The organism is Acidovorax sp. K2F (genome assembly GCF_025246485.1).
GTDB lineage: Bacteria > Pseudomonadota > Gammaproteobacteria > Burkholderiales > Burkholderiaceae_C > Acidovorax > Acidovorax delafieldii.
This window is the reverse complement of record NZ_JAOBSQ010000052.1, coordinates 55465-76212: the sequence shown is the minus strand read 5'-3', so window position 1 is coordinate 76212 and position 20748 is coordinate 55465. Positions and strand designations below refer to the sequence as shown.

The following is a 20748-nucleotide window of genomic DNA, read 5'->3' as shown; positions in this document are numbered from 1 at the left end:
TTGCGCGGTCCAGACGTCTTTTTCGATAGACTGATCGGCTATGAAGATCAATTGGTCCGCCCGCGAGGTGGATGTGTTCCTGTCGTTGGCCGAGACGCTGAGTTTTCGGCGCACGGCCTTGCAGATGCACCTGTCGCAGTCGGCGGTGTCGGGCACGGTGGCTCGGCTGGAGGAGATGCTGGACGTGCGCCTGTTCGAGCGCACCACGCGCACCGTGCAGCTCACGCTGGCGGGCGAGGTGTTTGCCGAGCAGGCGCGGTTTCTGCGCCACCAGATGGAGGAGACCGTGCGCCGCGTGCAGGAGGTGGCGCAGCTGCAGGTGGGTCGCATTGCGCTGGCGGCGCTGCCGTCGCTGGCAGCCGGGGCCGTACCCCGCGCGTTTGCCCGGTTCGCCACACAGCACCCGGGCGTGCAGATGGAGCTGATCGACAGCCTGGCGGGCCCGGCGTTTGACATGGTGCGTGCCGGGCGCGTGGACTTTGCCCTCACCGCCGCCAACCCCGCCTATGCTGATCTGGACTACACCCCGCTGGTGTCCGATCGGTTTGTGCTGCTGATGCAGCGCACGCACACCCTGGCCCGTGGGCGGGGTGCCATCGCCTGGGCCGAGGTGGCCGAGCTGCACCACATCTCCATGCCGGCGGGCACCAGCGTGCGGCAGTACGCGCAAGAGGCCCTGCTGACACACCGCATCCGCTTTGAACCCCGCTACGAGGTGGAGCACCTGGCCACCATTGCGGCCATGGTGGCAGCGGGGCTGGGTGTGAGCGCGCTACCCGAGCTGGCCGCCCAGGTGGTGCGCCGGCCCGAGGTGGTCACACGCCCGCTCAAGGCGCCCGTGCTGCACCGGCCCATCGGGCTGATCACGCTGCGCGGGCGGCCGCTGTCGCTGGCGGCGCAGGCCATGGTGGCCTTGCTGCGGCAGGAGGTCGAGGGTGATCACACCCGGGCTGGCTGATGGCGCGTCCGGCGAATGGTCTGGCACGATATGGGGTGGCCCTGTGAAGGCGGTGGCGAGACAATGGCGGCATTCCTTGATCCACCCTTGGTAGCCCCATGAGCATTCCCTCCCGCGTCCGCCTCATCGACGTTGGCCCCCGTGACGGCCTGCAGAACGAAAAGACCCCGGTGCCCGCCGCCGTCAAGATCGAGCTGGTGCACCGCCTGCAGCAGGCCGGCCTGAAAGAGATCGAGGTCACGAGCTACGTCAGCCCCAAGTGGGTGCCGCAGATGGCCGACAACCACGAAGTGATGAGCGGCATTACCCGCCAGAGCGGCGTCGCGTATTCGGTGCTCACGCCCAACCTCAAGGGCTTTGAGGCGGCATTGCTGGACAAACCCGACGAGATCGTCGTCTTTGGTTCCGCCAGCGAGGCCTTCAGCCAACGCAACATCAACTGCAGCATTGCCGAGAGCATCGAGCGTTTTGCTCCGGTAGTGGAGGCAGCATTGGCCGCCGGCTTCCGTGTGCGCGGCGCCATGAGCTGCACCGTGGGCTGCCCGTACGAAGGCGACATTGCCCCTGAGCGCGTGGCCTACCTGGCTGGCTTGCTCCAGGGCATTGGCGTGCAGCGCGTGGATGTGGCTGACACCATTGGTGTGGGCACCCCGCGCAAGGTGCAGAAGGCGCTGGAGGCGACGCTGCAGCACTTTGGCATCGACGCGGTGTCAGGCCACTTCCACGATACCTACGGCCAGGCGCTGTCCAATACGCTCGCCGCGCTGGAACTGGGCGTGTGGAACTTCCAGTCGTCCGTGGCGGGTCTGGGCGGCTGCCCTTATGCCAAGGGCGCCACCGGCAACGTGGCCACCGAAGACGTGGTGTACATGCTGCAGGGCATGGGCATTGAGACCGGCATCGACCTGGACCAGCTCATCGATGCCGGGGCCTACATCAGCGGCTTCCTGGATCGCAAGCCCAACTCACGCGCGGCCAATGCCTTGCTGACCAAGCGCGCGGGCTGACTATTGATCCATCTGCACCCGGCCGCCGTCAACCGGCGTCCGGGGTGCCGCCCAGCACTTTCCAGAGCGTCACGCGATTGACCTGCTCGGCCTGGCGCAGGCCGATGAGGGTCTGCTGCGCCGCATACAGGCTGCGCTGCGCATCCAGCACCGTGAGGTAGTTGTCCACCCCGGCCTTGAAACGCGCCTCCGACAGGTCGAACGCTTTCTGGGTGGCGGCCACCAGCCGCGTCTGCGCTGCAATGCGCTCGTCCCACTGCGCGCGGTCGGCCAGCACATCGGCGGTCTCGCGGAACGCGGTCTGCACGGCCTTCTCGTACTGGGCCACTGCGATACGCTGGTTGGCCTCGGCCACCTGCACGTTGGCGCGGTTGCGGCCAGCGTCGAAGATGGGCAGACGGACCAGCGGCACAAAGCTCCAGGTGCCGCTGCCTGCGCCAAACAGGCCGTCCAGCTCACGGCTGCCGGTGCCTACGTTGGCCGTGAGGCTGATGGTGGGGAACAGGGCCGCCCGCGCAGCGCCGATGTTCGCCTCGGCGGCGCGCAGGGCGGCTTCGGCAGCCTGTATGTCGGGCCGGGCGAGCAGCACGCTGGAGGCCAGTGGCACCGGCACGGGCTGCAAGGCCGCCGGGGCCTGCGCGTCGGCACGCAGCGTGCTGGCGGTGGGCCAGAGGGCCGCAGGCACTGGGCCGCCCACCAGCAGTTGCAGGGCGTTGCGGTCGCGCTCCACCTGGGCCAGATAGGTCGCGACATCGCCGCGTGCAGCGTCTACCGTGGTCTGTGCCTGGGCCAGCACCAGCCCCGATGTGGAGCCGATGGCGTGGATGCGTTCGGTCAGCGCATAGGCCTTCTCGCGGCTGGCCAGGGTGTCGCGTGCCAGTTGCAGCCGTGCTTCGTCGGCGGCCAGGGTGAGCCAGGCGTTGGCCACATCGGCAATCAGGCCCGTCTGGATGTTGCGCTGGTTCTGCTGGCTCTGCAGAAACTGCTGCAGCGCCGCCTCGTTCAGGTTGCGCACGCGGCCCCAGAAGTCGATTTCGTAGCTGGCAAAGCCCAGTTGGGCTGTGTACTGCGTAGCCACTTGTGCGGGCGCGGTGGCGCTGCTCATGCCGGCGGCGGTGCGTGCGCGGCTGGCTTGCGCCTGCGCGGTGACGCTGGGCAACAGGTCGGCCCGGGTGATGCCGTACTGGGCACGGGCCCGCTCGATGGCCTCGATGGCTACGCGCAGGTCTCGGTTGTTGGACAGCGCCAGGGCAATGACATCACGCAACGGCTGGGCCTGCACCCAGCCCAGCGCAGCGGCCGCTTCCACGCTGGCGTCGCTGGCTACGGCGTGTTGTCCGCCGGTTGTGCCCACGGTGTCGGGCACAGGCAGGGCAGGGGTCTGGTGGATGGGAGCCAGGTTGCAGCCCGCGAGCAGTGCAGCAGCGGCCAGGGCGGCCGTCATGGCGGCAAGGGTAGTGGGCCGACGCTCGCGGCCTGGCGACAAGGGTGGGCGCGTCATGCTGCGCTCTCCTGTGTGGGGTGCGGTGGGGTGGTGGCTGGGGGCGGCGGGGCGTTGTCCTCGCTGCGCGACCGGCTCTTGAACCAGCGGCGAATCAGCAGGAAGAACACCGGCACCAGGAAGATGCCCAGCACGGTGGACGCCAGCATGCCGCCCAGCACGGCGGTGCCGATGGCCACCCGCCCGCCTGCACCCGCGCCGGTACCGATGGCCAGCGGGATCACCCCGAAGCCAAAGGCCAGCGACGTCATCAGGATGGGCCGCAGGCGCAGGCGCACGGCGGCCACGATGGCGTCAAACAGGTTCTTGCCCTGCTCCTGCAGCTGCACCGCAAACTCGACGATCAGGATCGCGTTTTTGGACGCCAGCCCCACGGTGGTCAGCAGCCCCACCTGAAAGTACACGTCGTTGGTCAGGCCCCGGGTGTAAGTGGCCGCAAGCGCGCCCACCACGCCCAGCGGCACGGCCAGGATCACCGACAGCGGCACGGTCCAGCTCTCGTACAGGGCGGCCAGGCACAGGAACACGAACAGGATCGAGATTGCGTACAGCATGGGCGCCTGGGCGCCAGACTGGCGCTCTTGCAGCGAGGCGCCCGTCCACTCGTAGCCGATGCCGGGCGGCAGCGTGCGCAGGATGTCTTCCACGATCTTCATGGCGGCGCCCGAGCTCACGCCCGGTGCCGCGCGGCCTTCCAGCTCGTAGGCAGGGTTGCCGTTGTAGCGCAGCAGCTGCGGCGAGCCGTAGGCCCAGTAGCTGGTGGAGAACGCGCCAAACGGCACCATCTCGCCCTTGCTGTTGCGCACGCTCCAGCGCGCCACGTCTTGCGGCAGCATGCGTGCTGGGGCGTCGCCCTGTATGTACACGCGCTTGACCCGCTCGTTGTTCAGGAAGTCGTTCACGTAGGTGCCGCCAATGGCGCTGGAGAGCACGCTGTTGATGTCGTTGTACGACAGCCCCAGCGCAGCGGCCTTGCGGTCATCGATCTCCAGGCGCAGCTCGCTGGCGTCCTCCAGATTGGTCATGCGCAGGTTGGTCAGCTCGGGCCGTTTGCGCGCTTCGGTCAGGAAGGTGTTGGTGGCCGCCAGCAGCGCCTGGTGGCCCAGCCCGTTCATGTCCTTGATCACGAAGTTGAAGCCCGAGCTGGAGCCCAGGCCCCGCACGGCCGGCGGCATGACGACCAGCACCCGCGCATCACGGATGGATGCGAGGTCGCGCGTGGCCTTGTAGGCAATCTGCGCGGCCGCCTGGTTGGGCAGGGTGCGGTCTTCCCAGGGCTTGAGGCGCACAAAGCCGCGTGCCGAGGCCTGGTCGCCGTTGATGCCCGAGACCTGGTAGAAGCTCAGCACATCGGGTTGCTGTGCAAAGTAGTCGCGCACCTGGTCCAGCACGCTCTGCAGCCGCGCATCGGCGGCGCCCGAGGGCAGGTTCACGTTCACATACAGAAAGCCCTGGTCTTCGTCTCGGGCAGGAAGGAGGTGGGCAGGCGCGCCATGAGCAGCCACACCACGCCACACACCGCCAGAAAGATCAGCGCCATGCGCTTGGTGCGGCGCAGGGTGTAGGCCACCGTGCCCTGGTAGCGTGCCGCAGTGGCCTCGAAATGGTGGTTGAACCAGCGGAAGAACCGGTCGTTCAGGCCCAGCAGGCCGCGCCGAATGGGCCGGTCATGCCCAGCCGATGCGGCTGCGGGCTTGAGCAGCGTGGCGCACAGCGCCGGGGTGAGGGTCAGCGCCACAAACACCGACAGCGCCATGGCCGCCACGATGGTGATCGAGAACTGCCGGTAGATCACGCCGGTGGAGCCGCCAAAGAACGCCATCGGCACAAATACCGCCGACAGCGTGACGCCGATGCCCACCAGGGCGGGCGTGATCTCGCGCATGGACTGGCGGGTGGCCTCTTTGGCCGATTGGCCGGTCTCGTGCATCACCCGCTCGACGTTTTCAACCACCACGATCGCATCGTCCACCAGCAGGCCAATCGCCAGCACCATGGCAAACATGGTCAGCGTGTTGATCGAATAGCCCGCGAGCGACAGCACCCCAAAGGTGCCCAGCAGCACCACTGGCACGGCGATGGCGGGGATCAGCGTGGCGCGGAAGTTCTGCAAAAACACGAACATCACGATCACCACCAGGATCATGGCCTCGCCCAGCGCGCTCACCACTTCCTTGATGGAGGCGCGCACGAAGGGCGTGGAGTCCGAGCTCACGAAGTAGTCGATCTGGTTGGGGAAGTAGGGCTTGAGCTCGGCAAGCTTGGCGGCGATGGCGTCGGCCACCTGCATGGCGTTGGCGCCGTCGGCCAGCACGATGCCCATGCCCGCGCCGGGCATGCCGTTGAGTTTGGCCTTCACGGTCAGGTTCTCGGCGCCCAGCTCCACACGGGCCACGTCCTTGATGGTGACCACCGAGCCGTCGAGTGCCGACTTGAGCACGATGGCCTCGAACTGCTCCACCGTCTTGAGCTTGGTGCGGGCCGTGATGGTGGCGCTGAGCTGCTGGTCGGACACCGCCGGCAGGGCGCCCAGCTGGCCGGCAGACACCTGGGCGTTCTGGGCGTTGAGCGCGTTGACCAGGTCCGACGGCATCAGCGCGTACTTCTCCATCTTGGCCGGGTCCATCCAGATGCGCATGGCGTAGTTGGTGCCGAACACGGTCACGTCACCCACACCGTCGATGCGGCCGATCACATCCACCAAGCTGCTGGTCAGGAAGTCGCCGATGTCCACGGCGCTCATCGACGGGTCTTTGGAGAAGAAGCTGTAGGTGACCAGGAAGTCCTGCCCGCCCTTGTTCACGAACACGCCCCGGCTCTTGACGGCGTCGGGCAAGCGGTTGGTGGCGGCCTGCAGCTTGTTCTGCACCTGCACCTGCGCCACGTCGATGTTGGTGCCGGGCGCGAAGGTGAGGGTGGTGCGCGAGCGGCCCGAGGCGTCCGAGGTCGAGCTCATGTAGAGCATGTTGTCGATGCCCTTGAGCTGCTGCTCGATGATCTGCGTCACCGAGTTTTCAACCGTCTCGGCCGAGGCGCCGGTGTATTGCGAGCCGATGGTCACGCGCGGCGGAGCGATGTCGGGGTACTGCTCCAGCGGCAGCGTGACGATGGACAGCGCGCCGCCCAGCATGATGATGATGGCGATGACCCACGCAAAGATGGGCCGGTTGATGAAGAACTGAGCCATGTGCTGCGTCCTTCGTGCTCAGCGGGAGGCTGCCGGAGCGGGATTTGAAGCGGGGGCCGACGCGGGCGCGGCACCTGCTGCGGCGGGTGCGTCAGCGCCAGGGGCGCCCTTGCGGCCCTTGGCGGGGGCCTTCGGGTCCACCTCTACCGCGCGCACCTTGTCGCCGGGTTTGACGCGCTGGAAGCCCTCGACCACCACGCGCTCGCCTGCAGCCAGCCCGCCTTGAAGTAGCCACTGGTTGCCCACTGCACGGTCGATGCTGATCGGGCGCTTTTCCACCACATCACCGTCCTTGACCACCAGCACGCTGGGCTTGCCGGTGAGGTCGCGGGTCACAGCCTGCTGGGGCACCAGCAGGGCTTCGGGCGCGAGGCCGGTGGGCAGCAGCGCCTGTACGTACATACCGGGCATCAGCGTGCCTTTGGGGTTGGGCACCACGGCGCGCAGCGTGACGGTGCCGGTGGTGGCGTTCACGATCACGCCCGCAAACTGCAGCTGGCCGCGCTGTGCGTACTCGGTGCCGTCGTCCAGGCGGATGCGCACCGGGATCTTGTCACCCTCCACCTTCTGGAAGCGGCCCGCGTCCCAGTCCCGCTGCAGCTGCATCAGCTCGGTGGTGGACTGGGTGAAGTCCACGTACATCGGGTCGAGCTGGACGATGGAGGTCAACGCGTCGGTCTGGTTGGCTGTGACCAGCGCCCCCGGCGTGACGTTGGACAGGCTGATGCGGCCGCTGATCGGGGCTTCGATGCGGCTGTATTTGAGGTTGATGCGCGCCGTGGCCAGGTTGGCCTGGGCCACGGCCACGTCGGAGCGCGACTGGGCGGCGGCGGCCTGGCTTTCTTCAAACGCCTGCTGGCTGATGGCGTCGATCTTCACCAGCTCCGCATTGCGCTTGGCCGCGGCCTCCTGGGTGCGCGCGGTGGCCTCGGCCTTGGCCAGGGCGGCCTGCGCGCTGGCCTCGGTGGCGCGCAGCGAGGCGTCGTCGATCTGGTACAGCGGCTGGCCCTGGCGCACCAGCGCGCCTTCGGTGAACAGACGCTTTTGCAGGATGCCCGACACCTGGGGCCGGACTTCGGCCGTGAGCGAGGCGCGGGTGCGGCCCGGCAGCGCGGCTTCGAGCTGCTGGCTTTGCTGCTTGAGCGTGACCACGCCCACTTCAGGGGCGGCCTTGGCCGGTGCAGGGGCCTCGTTGGGTTTGCTGCAGCCGGCCAGGATGCCTGCGATCAGCAGCAGCCCCAGCAACGCTCCCCGGGACGGCAAGGCCCCCAGGGCGGTGCGGGCGGCGCGGCCTGACACGGGATCGGCAGGGGACGGCGCAGACAGGCTCGGGCACAGCAGGGACAACGCGGCATCGTTCATGGGCGTGGGGCTTGGGGCGTGGGGGTGGAAAGTTCGGCGCATTGTGGAGGGCGCACATTTCCTGTTTGTAAAGTGGCCTGATTTGGCCCGGGTGCCGGAGCGCCGTGCAGGGACATGCGGGGCAGGGCGCCAGGCAGGCCCTGGCGCGCGGCAAAATGGAGGGAGACCCGACCGAATCACGCCCCCATGGGGGCCCGCTGGAGACCGATGCGCATGTGTGGAGCCGAACTGAATAACCTGCCCGAGGGCGTACAGCGTGTGGCTGCCGAGCTGCAGCGGCTCGGCCACCCGCACCTGCCGCAGATGCTGGACGATGCCGCGCGCACTGCGCAGCAGGCCGCTGATGCGCTGGGCATCCTGGTGGGGCAGGTGGCCAAGAGCATCATCTTCCGGCGCAAGAGCGACGATGCAGCGGTGCTGGTGGTCACATCGGGCGACCGCCGCGTGGACGAGAAAAAGGTGGAAGCCCATGTGGGCGGCAAGATCGGGCGGGCCGATGCCGAGTTTGTGAAATCGCGCACCGGCTTTTCGATTGGCGGCGTGTCGCCCGTGGCGCATGCAACGCCGCCCGTCACACTCATCGACCAGGACCTGCTGCGCTTTGACGTGGTGTGGGCCGCAGCGGGCCACCCGCATGGCGTGTTCCCCCTGCACCCCAGCGACCTGCAGCGCCTGACGGGCGCTCCCGTGGTGGACGTGGTGCAAGCGCCTGTGGCGGACACCCCTGCGCCCCAGGTGGCCGCATGAATGCTATTGATTTGCTAGCTGCCAAGGCAAAAGACACTAGCGCTACCGGCCAATTGGACCCCCAAAGCACCGAGCCGGTACCTTCACCCTGCATCTCGGTGTGCCGCATGACGCCCGACCGCAGCCACTGTGAAGGCTGCTTTCGCACGCTGGATGAAATCCGTGCCTGGTCGCGCGCCGACGCCCCGCAGCGGCGCGCCATCTGGGCGCAGCTGTTGCAGCGTGCGGGCATTGCCTGGCCCGTGCCGGAGACCGAAGCATGAAGCGCATCACGTTCTACCTGGATTTCATTTCGCCCTATGCGTGGCTGGCGTTTGAGCGCTTGCCCGAGGTGCTGGAAGGGCTGACCTACAGCGTGACGTACCAGCCCGTGCTGCTGGGTGCCCTGCTGCAGCAGCACGGCAACCCCGGCCCTGCGGGCATTGCCCCCAAACGTGACTGGACCTACCGCCACGTGACCTGGCTGGGCCATGCGCAGGGCACCCCGCTGCAGATGCCAGCGCGCCACCCGTTCAACCCGCTGCCCCTGCTGCGCCAGGCCCTGGCCTGCAGCGAAGACGGCAGCATCAACCGCTACGTGGCGGGCACGGTGCTGCGTCACGTGTGGCAGGGCGGTGGTGACGCGCTCGACCCTGCGCGTCTGGCCGCGCTGGCCGAGGCGTTGGCGGAACAGATGCGCCCCGGACAGGACGTGAACAGCGACGGCCCCAAGGCCTTACTGCGCGCCAACACCGAAGCTGCGCAGGCCGCCGGTGTGTTTGGTGTGCCCGCGTTCGGCGTGGACGGCAAGCTGTTCTGGGGGCTCGACGGCCTGCCCATGCTGCGTGCCTACCTTGATGGCGACGCCTGGTTTGACGGACCGGCTTGGGACGCCGTCAGCCAGCTCCCATCGGGTTTACCCGGCAAGCGCTGAACAATTTCCGGATGCTGAAAGGGGTGCTGCGGGTTTCACCCTAAGTTGTCAGAGAGCGGTCAGTTTGATGAAAGCTCTTGTTGGTTTCGCGTCAGAGGGTGGTCAGTGCCATCTCCAAGAATGCAAGGGAACGTGTTCGCGGTCTTTTCGGGGCCGCGTTGGAGCGCAATCGGGATGAGTGGATGCCTCGGATGCGCCGCATGGGCTCATGCCCATGCAAGCAGTCGAGGCGCCCAATCGCCCGATTTCGCTCCAACCCTTCGGGCAAGTGTTTTGCCGGGCGGTCTGCGGCGTTGCGGCGCTTGCCAATAGCCGAGCTATTGGCTGCGCACCGCGCCTTGCACCCCATCCCGGCAAGGCACTTGCGCGACCTCGAAAAGACCGCGAACACGTTCCCAAAGCCCGCCGCAGTGCGGTCTGTAACACCAATAGGAGACACACACCATGGCAACTGTTCATCCCGCACCGCGGCCGATGTCGCCCGAAGAGAGGAAGGTCATCTTCGCCTCGTCGCTCGGCACCGTTTTCGAGTGGTACGACTTTTACCTGTACGGCTCGCTCGCAGCCATCATCGCCAAGCAGTTCTTCAGCGGTCTGGATGCCGGTTCGGCGTTCATCTTCGCGCTGCTGGCGTTTGCGGCGGGCTTCATTGTTCGTCCCTTCGGCGCCATCTTCTTCGGCCGCCTGGGCGACATGATCGGCCGCAAGTACACGTTCCTGGTCACCATCCTGATCATGGGCCTGTCCACCTTCATCGTGGGCATCTTGCCGACCTACGCGTCCATCGGTGTGGCCGCTCCCGTCATCCTGATTGCCCTGCGTCTGCTGCAAGGCCTGGCACTGGGCGGTGAGTACGGCGGTGCTGCCACCTATGTGGCCGAGCACGCTCCACACGGCAAGCGCGGCGCCTACACGGCCTGGATCCAGACCACTGCCACGCTGGGTCTGTTCCTGTCGCTGATGGTGATCCTGGGCACCCGCACCGCGCTGGGCGAAGAAGCCTTTGCCGACTGGGGCTGGCGTGTTCCGTTCATCGTGTCGATCCTGCTGCTGGCCATCTCCGTCTGGATCCGTTTGTCGATGAACGAATCGCCGGCCTTCCAGAAGATGAAGGCCGAAGGCAAGACCTCCAAGGCTCCGCTGAAGGAATCCTTCGGTGAGTGGAAGAACCTCAAGATCGTGATCCTGGCACTGGTGGGCCTGACCGCCGGCCAGGCCGTGGTGTGGTACTCGGGCCAGTTCTATGCGCTGTTCTTCCTGACGCAAGCGCTGAAGGTCGATGGCGCCACCGCCAACATCTTTGTGGCCGTGTCGCTGCTGATCGGCACGCCGTTCTTCATCGTGTTCGGTGCCCTGTCCGACAAGATCGGCCGCAAGCCCATCATCCTGGCAGGCTGCCTGCTGGCCGCGCTGACGTACTTCCCCGTGTTCGGTGCACTGACCAAGGCGGCCAACCCCGCTCTGGCTGAAGCCCAGGCCAAGAACAAGGTGGTGATCACCGCCGACCCCGCCGAATGCTCGTTCCAGTTCAACCCCACAGGGACCACCAAGTTCACCAGCTCGTGCGACATCGCCAAGCAGGTGCTGGCGGGCGCTTCGGTGAGCTATGAAAACGCTGTGGCACCCGCTGGCACGGTGGCGACCATCAAGATTGGCGAAACCGCGATCCCCTCGTACTCCAGCAAGGGCCTGAGCGCTGACGAAGCCAAGAAGAAGGACGCCGAGTTCAAGAAGCTCGTGGCCGACGACCTGAAGGCTGCTGGCTACCCCACCAAGGCTGACCCAGCCCGCATCGACAAGGTGATGGTCACCATCATCCTGACCTATCTGGTGCTGCTGGTGACCATGGTGTACGGCCCCATCGCCGCCATGCTGGTCGAAATGTTCCCCACCCGCATCCGCTACACGTCCATGTCCCTGCCGTACCACATCGGTAACGGCTGGTTCGGCGGCCTGCTGCCCACCACGGCGTTTGCCATCGTGGCCCAGACCGGCAACATGTACAACGGCCTGTGGTACCCCATCATCATCGCCGGTGCTACGGTGGTGATCGGTGGTCTGTTCATCAAGGAAACCAAGGACGTTGACATCTACGCCAACGACTGATCGTTACTGACCGGTGTACAGGGCCCGCCCCGCAAGGGCTGGGCCCTGTGTTCCATCAAGGGGCTTGTACCGCGCACCAGTACAACCCACAACCTTGCGCGTTCAGCCAGGCCCCTTGATTGAACAAACCCATCCCAGGAGATATTGATATGTGGAAGATTGTTGTTGGCTTCGTCTTGTTTGCCGCTTTGTCGATGTACGTGATCATCACGGCGGGCGACAAGGCCGACATGGGCGGTGAAAAGCACGGTGCCGATGCGGTGCACGCGCCGGAGGCACCGGCCAGCGCAGCGGCACCTGCACCCGCTGCGGCTCCTGCCTCGGCCGCCAGCGCGCAATAAGCGCATTGCCCGGCATGACAAAGGCCCTGCCAGCAATCGCTGGCAGGGCCTTTTTTTGTAGTGTCCTGCGGCTCGGAAGCTTGAGCCGTGTCAGCGCTTGAAGCGGCCGTCCGTGCCGATGATGGACAGGTCGGAGAAGTCCAGCCCGCTGTGGTCGGTAGGGCTGTAGCTCAGCTCCATGCCGCCCAGATCCCACTTCTTGATACTTTCCAACCCCATGTGGAGTTTGGCGCTGTCGGGCTTGGCGCCCGCGCGTTTCAGGCCTTCCATCAGCACCTTGGCGCTCACAAAACCCTCCAGCATGGCGGGCGTCAGGTCGCCGATGTTCTTGGCCTTGGCCAAGTCCATGGCCTCCTTGACCACGGGGTAGTTGAGCGAGCGCTCCGACGGGAACACCTGCGTCACCACCACGCCCCGGGCCTGGTCGCCCAGGGCCTTCACAAACCCGCCCGACGCGTTGTTCGACAGCGTGACGATCTGGCCGGCAACGCCCGCAGCGCGCAAGGCCTTGATGCCATCGACCACCGCCGCTCCCGTGCCGATGAAAATCACGGCCTGGGGCTGCTTGCCGGCCACGCGGGGTGCGATGGCGCTGTAGTCGGGCTTGGCGCGGTCAAACTTCTCGATGAACAGCGCCTCGATGTTGTTGGCCTTGAAGCCGGCCTGGGCGCCCGCCAGGCCGTCTGCGCCAAACGTGTCGTCCACATGTACCACGCCAATGCGCTGGATGCCCAGCGTGTGCAGGTGCGAAATGGCCTTGGTCACCTCGCGCTGGTAGGGCGCACGCACGTTGAACACGTATTTGCTCACCGGCTGGTGCAGCGCAATCGCTCCAGTGGACGGGCCCACCAGCGGCACGCCATGCTGCTCCAGCACCGGGATGATGCCTTGCGTGTGGGGCGTGCCACGGGTCATGAACAGGCCGATCACGCCCTTTTGTTCAATCAGCGTGCGGGTGTTGTCCAGGGTCAGCTTGGGGTCGAACTTGTCGTCCAGCGACAGCACCTCCACCTTCTGCCCGCCCACGCCGCCCTTGGCGTTGATGTGGTCGATGTAGAGGGCGGCGCCCTGCATGGATTCGGCCACCGTGGCGGCGGCCGATCCGGTGATGCCTACCGTCTGGCCGATCAGGATCTGTGCGTGGGCGGAACCGATGCCCAGGGCGGCGGCCAGGGCGCAGAGCGCACCGGCCAGGCCAGTTTTCTTCATGGGGTTGTCTCCTGCGTGTAGAGCGCCCGAGTGTAGGCATGCTCCCGCGCGGGACAACTGTAAAAACGCGTAGACCCGGTGCGCGGCCGCTCAGCGGCGGAAGCGCCCGTCCGTGCCGATGATGGACAGGTCGGCAAAGTCCAGTCCGGTGTGGTCCTCGGGGCTGAAGTTCACCTCCAGCCCGCCCAGGTCCAGCTTCTTGATGCTTTCTAGCGCGGTCTGGATCTTGTCGCGGGTGGGCTTGGGGCCTGCGCGCTTGAGGCCTTCGACCAGTACCTTGGCGGCGGCAAAGCCTTCGAGCATGGCGGGGCTGATTTCGGTGAGTCCCTTGGTCTTGGCCAGTTCCTGGGCTTCCTTCACCATCGGGTAGGTCACGGCCCGCTCGTTGGGGAACACCTGGGTCACGATCACGCCGCGTGCGTTGGCACCCAGGCTCTTGATGAAGCCGCTGGAGGCGTTGTTGGATAGCGTCACGATCTGTGCGGCCGAGCCCGCCGTGCGCAGCGCGTTGGTGGCGTCCACCACCGCAGAGCCCGAGGCCACCATCAACACCGCCTGCGCGTCGGCCTTGGCCACCTTGGCGGCAATGGGGGCGAAGTCGGGCTTGGCGCGGTCGAACTTTTCGGACACCACGGCGGTCAGCTTGGCGGCTGCCAGGCCCTTTTGTGCGCCCTGGATGCCGTCGGCGCCAAAGCTGTCGTCCGCATACACCAGCGCCACGCGGGTGATGCCCATGGAGGCCAGGTGGGTGATCGCCTTTTCGGCCTCGCGCTGGTAGGTGGCGCGCACGTTGAAGATGTATTTGCGCACCGGCTGGTGCAGCACCATGGCACCCGTGGACGGCGCCACCAGCACCACGCCGTGTTTGTCCAGCAGGGGCAGGATGGCCTCAGTGTGCGGGGTGCCCCGGTTGAGGAACAGGGCCAAGACGTTCTTGTCCTCGATCAGCGTGCGGGCGTTTTCCGCGGCCAGCTTGGGGTCGAATTTGTCGTCCAGGGAGATCAGCTCGATTTTCTGGCCGTTGACACCGCCTTTGGCGTTGATGGCATCGATGTAAAGCAGTGCGCCGTCGGTGGTCTCCTTCACCCCGGCGGCGACCTGGCCGCTGAAACCTGCCGTCTGGCCGATCAGGATCTGGGCATGGCTGGCTGCACTGGCCGCCAGCGCCAGGACCAAGCCCGCCGCCCGCAGTTGCCATTGTTTTGTCATGGCGGTCTCCTCTTGTTTTGTGTGGAGGCCGCAGTCTAGCCGCATGTTCCCGGCCAGAACACACGCTTTTCCCTAGCCGCTGCTCCATTGCGCGTGCTTTGTCCATGGTCAAAAGCACCGCAGTGCGCCTCGGGGGTAATCGACGGGCGCACGCGCAAACCCGGAGTGCGTCCCTAGAATGTCCCGCCTCACCCCAGAAAGACCGCCTCCATGACCCAGGGACAGATCCGTATCCGTGGCGCACGCCAGCACAACCTCAAGAACCTGGACCTGGACATCCGAACCGGCGAACTCACGGTGGTGACGGGGCCGAGCGGTTCGGGCAAATCCAGCCTGGTGTTCGACACGTTGTATGCCGAAGGCCAGCGCCGGTACGTGGAGACCTTCAGCGCCTACGCGCGCCAGTTCCTCGACCGCATGGACAAACCGGCTGTGGACAAGGTCGAGGGTGTGCCTCCCGCGATTGCCATCGACCAGACCAACCCCGTGCGCTCCAGCCGCTCCACCGTGGGCACGATGACGGAGCTGAACGACCACCTCAAGCTGTTGTTCGCGCGTGCGGGCCAGCTCTTTGACAAGCAGACCGCGCAGCCGGTGCGGCACGACTCGCCAGAGACCATTTACGCGGAGCTGCAGCGTCGCAGTGCCGAGGCAGGCGACCCGCGCATCGTGCTGACATTCCCTGTGGAACTGCCTGGGGGCACCTCCGCCGAACAGGTCGAGCAGTGGCTGTCCGCCAGCGGCTTCACCAAGGTGCAGGCCGAGCGCGAGGTGGGCACGCCCACCGGTCCGCGCAAGGTGCTGGACGTGGTGGCCGACCGCTTCCGCCTGGGCAACGCCGAGAAGGCACGTGTGATCGAGGCCATTGAGGTGGCACTGAAGCGCGGAACAGGGCGGCTGAATGTGTACCGGCTGGTGGATGAGGGCGAGCCCGAGTTGTGGAGATTTTCGACAGGCCTGCATTGTCCGGACAGCGACTTGCGCTACAGCGACCCCATCCCCTCGATGTTCTCGTTCAACTCCGCCGTGGGCGCGTGCGAGAGCTGCCGGGGCTTTGGCCGCGTGATCGGGGTGGACTACGGCCTCGTCATCCCCAACGACAAGCTCACGCTGCGCGCGGGCGCCATCAAGACCATCCAGACCCCCGCATGGCAAGAGGCGCAGGACGACCTCATGCGCCACGCCGAGGCCGCAGGCATCCCGCGCGACACGCCCTGGTACAAGCTCACCGACGACCAGAAGAAATGGGTCATCAACGGCGCGCCGGGCTACAAGGACGGGCAGTGGAGCAAGCAGTGGTACGGCATCAAGCGCTTCTTTGAATACCTGGAGAGCAAGGCCTACAAGATGCACATCCGCGTGCTCTTGTCCAAGTACCGCAGCTACACGCCGTGCCCCACCTGCGCGGGGGCGCGCCTCAAGACCGAAAGCCTGCTCTGGCGCATCGGCCGCAAGGAAGACGCCGACGCGGTGCTGGAGCCCGGAAAACGCTTCATGCCCGAGGGCGTGCAATGGTCGCGTGAGCAATTGGAGGCCTTGCCCGGCCTGTGCCTGCATGACCTGATGCTCCTGCCCATTGACCGCCTCCGCCAGTTCTTTGCGCGCATGCAGTTGCCCGTGGGCGACGATGCCAAAGGCGGTGATGCCCAGGCGCTGAAGCTGCTGCACGAAGAAATCACCACACGCCTGCAGTACCTGTGCGACGTGGGCATTGGCTACCTCACGCTCGACCGGCAAAGCCGTACTCTGAGCGGCGGCGAGGTGCAGCGCATCAATCTCACCACGGCTCTGGGCACCAGCCTGGTCAACACGTTGTTTGTGCTGGACGAGCCCAGCATCGGCCTGCACCCGCGCGACATGCACCGCATCACCGAGGCCATGCTGCGCCTGCGCGACGCGGGCAACACCCTGGTTGTGGTGGAGCACGACCCGGCCGTGATGCTCGCGGCCGACCGCATGATCGACATGGGCCCCGGCCCCGGCCGCCTGGGCGGGCAGATCGTGTTTGACGGCACCACCGCCGACTTGCGCAAGGCTGACACCCTGACGGGCGCCTACTTGGGCGGCCGCAAGCATGTGGGCTTTGGCTTCAAGCGCATGGTGACGGAGTCAACCCCACGCCTCATCCTGGAAGGTGCACGCGAACACAACCTGAAGGATGTGACGGTCGAATTCCCGCTGCAGCGCCTGGTCACCGTGACGGGCGTGAGTGGCTCGGGCAAGTCCAGTCTGATCCAGGACGTGTTGGCCCCGGCGCTGCTGCGTCACTTCGGCAAAGCCACCGACGCGCCCGGCGCGCACGACCGCATGCTGGGCGCGGACCATTTGTCGGACGTGGTGTTTGTGGACCAGTCGCCCATCGGCAAGACCGCGCGCTCCAACCCCGTGAGCTATGTGGGCGCGTGGGACAGCATCCGCGAACTCTTCGCCGTGGCGCCGCTGTCCAAACAACGCAGCTACACCGCTGCCAAGTTCAGCTTCAACAGCGGCGACGGGCGCTGCCCGACCTGCGGCGGCTCGGGCTTCGAACATGTGGAGATGCAGTTCCTGAGCGACGTGTACCTGCGTTGCCCGGACTGCGACGGCAAGCGCTACCGGCCCGAGATCCTGGAAATCACCATCGAGCGCGGCGGGAAGACGCTGAACGTGGCCGATGTGCTGGCGCTCACCGTGGCCGAGGCGGCGGCGGTGTTTGCCAACGACCGCGACGTGATCCGCGCGCTGCAGCCCATCGTGGACGTGGGGCTCGAATACGTGGCGCTGGGCCAGCCCGTGCCCACCTTGTCCGGCGGTGAAGCGCAGCGCCTTAAGCTGGCAGGCTTCCTGGCCGAGGCGGCGAAAACGGCCGCCAAATCGCGTCAGGCTGTGACGCGCAAGGGCACGCTGTTCCTGTTCGACGAGCCCACCACGGGCCTGCACTTTGACGACATCGCCAAGCTCATGCGCGCGCTGCGCAAGCTCATCGATGCGGGGCACTCGCTCATCGTCATCGAGCACAACCTGGACGTGATCCGCGCCAGCGACTGGCTCATCGACCTGGGCCCCGAAGGCGGTGATGCGGGCGGCCTCATCGTGGCCGAAGGAACGCCCGAAGACGTGCGAGCGCACGCCACATCCCACACCGGGCAGGCCCTGCGCGACTACGAATTGGCTTTGGGCGTGGGCGGCCATTCGGTGCATGAAAAGGCTGCTGCGCTACGAAAATCAGAGCGTCTTGCGCATATTCATCAAGCGCCTGCGGCCAAAAACGCCATTGAAATTGTCAACGCGAAGGAACACAACCTTAAGAACCTGAGCGTGGACATTCCGCGCGGCAAGTTCAATGTGGTGACGGGCGTGAGCGGCTCGGGCAAGTCCACGCTCGCGTTCGACATCCTGTTCAACGAAGGCCAGCGCCGCTATCTGGAATCGCTCAACGCCTATGCCCGCAGCATCGTGCAGCCCGCCGGTCGGCCCGAGGTGGACGCGGTCTACGGCATTCCGCCCACCGTCGCCATCGAGCAGCGCCTGTCGCGCGGCGGGCGCAAGTCCACCGTGGGTACCACCACCGAGGTGTGGCACTTCCTGCGCCTCTTGTACGTCAAGCTCGGCACGCAGCATTGCACCAAGGACGGCGCCGCCGTGCAGCCGCAAACGCCCGAGAGCATTGCCGCGCAGTTGCTCACCCAGTTCCGTGGGCAGCACATCGGCCTGCTCGCGCCGCTGGTGATGAACCGCAAGGGCGTGTACACCGAGCTGGCCGACTGGGCCCGCCCGCGCGGCTATACGCATCTGCGGGTGGACGGCAACTTCTTGCCCACCACCAACTTCCCGCGCATCGATCGCTTCAAGGAACATACCATCGAGCTGCCCGTGGCCAGCCTCGATGTGTCGCCCGAGAACGAGGCGGCGCTGCGCACCGCGCTGGCCGATGCGCTCACGCACGGCAAGGGCGTGGTGCATGTTCTCTCAGGCATCACAGGTCTGCGCGAAGCCATGGAGGGCGGCCAGCCCACGGCGGGTATTGGCACGATGCAGGCGTTCTCCACCAAGCGCGCCTGCCCCGTGTGCGCGACGAGCTATGCCGAGCTGGACCCGCGCCTGTTCTCCTACAACAGCAAACACGGCTGGTGCCCCGACTGCGTGGGCACGGGCGTCAAGCTCACCAAAGACCAGCGCAAGGTGTTTGACGACTCGGTGCAGGACGACAAAGAAAAAGGCCGCGAGCAGACCTTTGCCGAGCCCGAGGTGGAAGATCTGGCCGACACGGCCTGCCCGACCTGCAGCGGTACGCGGCTGAATGCCACAGCAAGAGCGGTCCGATTTGCCGGTGTAGGCATCACTGACATCGCCGCGCTGTCGGTGACCGATGTGCGCCGCTGGATCGAGACCCTGCGCATTGAAGGCGGCATGACCCAGCGCGAGGCCGACATTGCCCGCGACCTGGTACCCGAGATCCAGAGCCGCCTCGAATTTCTGGAAGAAGTGGGCCTGGGCTACCTCACGCTGGACCGGGGCGCGCCCACCCTGAGCGGTGGCGAGGCCCAGCGCATCCGCCTGGCCGCGCAGCTGGGCAGCAACCTGCAGGGCGTGTGCTACGTGCTCGACGAGCCCACCATCGGCCTGCATGCGCGCGACAACCAGATTTTGCTCAACGCTCTGCACAAGCTGGGTGACAAGGGCAACACGCTGGTAGTGGTGGAGCACGACGAAGACACCATCCGCCGTGCCGACCACATCATCGACATCGGCCCCAGCGCCGGCAAACGCGGCGGGCGCCTGGTGGCGCAGGGCAGCGTGGCCGACATCACGGGCGCCGAAGATTCCCAAACCGGCCGCTACTTGCTGCACGCGATGAAGCATCCGCTGCAGCTGCGCCGCAGCATGGCGCCCGGCGAGGTGAGTGCCGAGGCCACGGCGGCCTTTGCCCATGCCGAGGCGGCAGCGCCCACGGGCCGCCAAAGCGCCGCCGTCAAGAAGCGTGCGGCGCAGGCTGCATCGCTGGCCGCTGACGCCCTCAATGAAGCCAAGGAGCGCGCTGCCATGCGCTGGCTCACGGTGCATGGCGCGCAGTTGCACAACCTGCAGAACGTGACGGCCACCGTGCCGCTGCACCGCCTGGTGGCGGTGACGGGCGTGAGTGGCTCGGGCAAGTCCACCTTGGCGCGCGATGTGCTGCTGGCCAACGTGCAGGCCTGGGTGCAGCAGCGCAGTACCAAAGCCGGGCGCGATGCCATGGATGCAGGCAAGGCGCCGCCTTTGGTGGGTTGCGCAGGCCTGTCAGGCTTCGAGAGCATCGACCGCGTGCTCGAAGTGGACCAGACGCCCATTGGCAAAACGCCGCGTTCGTGCCCCGCCACCTACATCGGCTTCTGGGACACCATCCGCAAGCTGTTTGCCGAAACGCTGGAGGCCAAGGCCCGCGGCTACGCGGCCGGGCGCTTCAGCTTCAACACCGGCGAAGGCCGCTGCCCCAGCTGCGAAGGCGCGGGCGTGCGCACCATCGAGATGAGCTTCTTGCCCGATGTGAAGGTGCCCTGCGAGACCTGTCACGGCGCGCGCTTCAACCCCGAAACGCTGGCCGTGACCTGGCGCGGCAAGAGCATCGGTGACGTGCTGCAGATGGAGGTGGACGAGGCGGTGGGCTTCTTCGCCACCATGCCCAGCATTGCGCATCCGCTGCAGCTCTTGCAGGACGTGGGCCTGGGCTACCTCACGCTGGGCCAGCCGTCACCCACGCTCAGCGGTGGCGAGGCGCAGCGCATCAAGCTGGTCACCGAGCTGACCAAGGTGCGCGACGAGGTCGGTCGCCGGGGCCAGAAGGCACCACACACGCTGTATGTGCTGGACGAGCCCACCGTGGGGCTGCACATGGCCGACGTGGACAAGCTCATCCGCGTGCTGCACCGCCTGGTGGACGGCGGCCACAGCGTGATCGTGATCGAACACGACCTCGACGTGATCGCCGAAGCCGACTGGATTCTGGACCTGGGGCCCGAGGGTGGTGGCGCAGGCGGTCGCATCGTGGCGGCGGCCACGCCCGAAGACGTGGTGGCGGCGGGTACCCACACCGGCAAGGCCCTCGCGCCCGTGCTGGCCCGCTGAGGCGTGCAGGGCTGACGGCAGGAGGCTGGGCCAGCCTGGTGGTTGGCGCACAGCGCTGTCGGCCTCTGTCCTACGCACTGCGCAGAACATGGCGCACGCGCTGCATGGGATGGGCTTCCTACGA

Annotated in this window: 12 protein-coding genes and 1 pseudogene; 8 read left to right on the top strand and 5 right to left on the bottom strand. The window is 66.5% G+C overall.

What is annotated here, in order from left to right; genetic code table 11:
* Positions 1-40 precede the first annotated feature (40 nt).
* Together N4G42_RS20870 and N4G42_RS20865 are read left to right on the top strand one after the other, a co-directional pair.
* Positions 41-958, top strand: a complete 918-nt coding sequence (locus N4G42_RS20870) for a LysR family transcriptional regulator (RefSeq protein WP_099729225.1) — start codon at positions 41-43, stop codon at positions 956-958.
* 98 nt (positions 959-1056) lie between these two features.
* Positions 1057-1965: a hydroxymethylglutaryl-CoA lyase gene (locus N4G42_RS20865; protein ID WP_260668565.1), complete on the top strand. Its 909-nt coding sequence runs from the start codon at positions 1057-1059 to the stop codon at positions 1963-1965.
* 28 nt (positions 1966-1993) lie between these two features.
* Here N4G42_RS20865 and N4G42_RS20860 read toward each other — a convergent pair whose 3' ends face one another.
* From N4G42_RS20860 to N4G42_RS20850, 3 genes and pseudogenes are all read right to left on the bottom strand, one after another.
* On the bottom strand, positions 1994-3466 hold the full coding sequence (locus tag N4G42_RS20860; protein WP_313771924.1) for an efflux transporter outer membrane subunit: 1473 nt from the start codon (positions 3464-3466) through the stop codon (positions 1994-1996).
* Positions 3463-6596: pseudogene (locus N4G42_RS20855) on the bottom strand (efflux RND transporter permease subunit). Before N4G42_RS20855 ends, N4G42_RS20860 begins: the two are co-directional and overlap by 4 nt.
* A 75-nt stretch (positions 6597-6671) precedes the next feature.
* Positions 6672-8015: an efflux RND transporter periplasmic adaptor subunit gene (locus tag N4G42_RS20850; RefSeq protein ID WP_260668564.1), complete on the bottom strand. Its 1344-nt coding sequence runs from the start codon at positions 8013-8015 to the stop codon at positions 6672-6674.
* Positions 8016-8228: 213 nt separating this feature from the next.
* On the opposite strand from N4G42_RS20850, the gene N4G42_RS20845 reads away from it, so the two are divergent.
* The 5 genes from N4G42_RS20845 to N4G42_RS20825 all read left to right on the top strand — a co-directional run bounded on the left by N4G42_RS20845 (position 8229) and on the right by N4G42_RS20825 (position 12122).
* On the top strand, positions 8229-8762 hold the full coding sequence (locus tag N4G42_RS20845; protein ID WP_260668563.1) for a YbaK/EbsC family protein: 534 nt from the start codon (positions 8229-8231) through the stop codon (positions 8760-8762).
* Positions 8759-9025: a DUF1289 domain-containing protein gene (locus N4G42_RS20840; protein WP_260668562.1), complete on the top strand. Its 267-nt coding sequence runs from the start codon at positions 8759-8761 to the stop codon at positions 9023-9025. The genes N4G42_RS20845 and N4G42_RS20840 overlap by 4 nt, the downstream gene beginning before the upstream one ends.
* Positions 9022-9675: a 2-hydroxychromene-2-carboxylate isomerase gene (locus N4G42_RS20835; protein ID WP_260668561.1), complete on the top strand. Its 654-nt coding sequence runs from the start codon at positions 9022-9024 to the stop codon at positions 9673-9675. The genes N4G42_RS20840 and N4G42_RS20835 overlap by 4 nt, the downstream gene beginning before the upstream one ends.
* Positions 9676-10119: 444 nt before the next feature.
* On the top strand, positions 10120-11781 hold the full coding sequence (locus N4G42_RS20830) for an MFS transporter (RefSeq protein ID WP_260668560.1): 1662 nt from the start codon (positions 10120-10122) through the stop codon (positions 11779-11781).
* A 149-nt stretch (positions 11782-11930) separates the two neighbouring features.
* The gene (locus N4G42_RS20825; protein ID WP_260668559.1) at positions 11931-12122 is read left to right on the top strand and encodes a hypothetical protein; all 192 of its coding nucleotides are present in this window, start codon (positions 11931-11933) and stop codon (positions 12120-12122) included.
* 90 nt (positions 12123-12212) lie between these two features.
* On the opposite strand, the gene N4G42_RS20820 is transcribed toward N4G42_RS20825, so the two are convergent.
* The gene (locus N4G42_RS20820) at positions 12213-13331 is read right to left on the bottom strand and encodes an ABC transporter substrate-binding protein (RefSeq protein WP_260668558.1); all 1119 of its coding nucleotides are present in this window, start codon (positions 13329-13331) and stop codon (positions 12213-12215) included.
* Between the two features lie 90 nt (positions 13332-13421).
* Positions 13422-14540 carry an ABC transporter substrate-binding protein gene (locus N4G42_RS20815; protein ID WP_260668557.1) on the bottom strand — a complete coding sequence of 373 codons (1119 nt, stop codon included), beginning with the start codon at positions 14538-14540 and terminating at the stop codon, positions 13422-13424.
* 210 nt (positions 14541-14750) lie between these two features.
* On the opposite strand from N4G42_RS20815, the gene uvrA reads away from it, so the two are divergent.
* Positions 14751-20624 (top strand): excinuclease ABC subunit UvrA, encoded by a 5874-nt coding sequence (gene uvrA / locus N4G42_RS20810; RefSeq protein WP_260668556.1) that lies wholly within the window; start codon positions 14751-14753, stop codon positions 20622-20624.
* Positions 20625-20748: the final 124 nt, after the last annotated feature.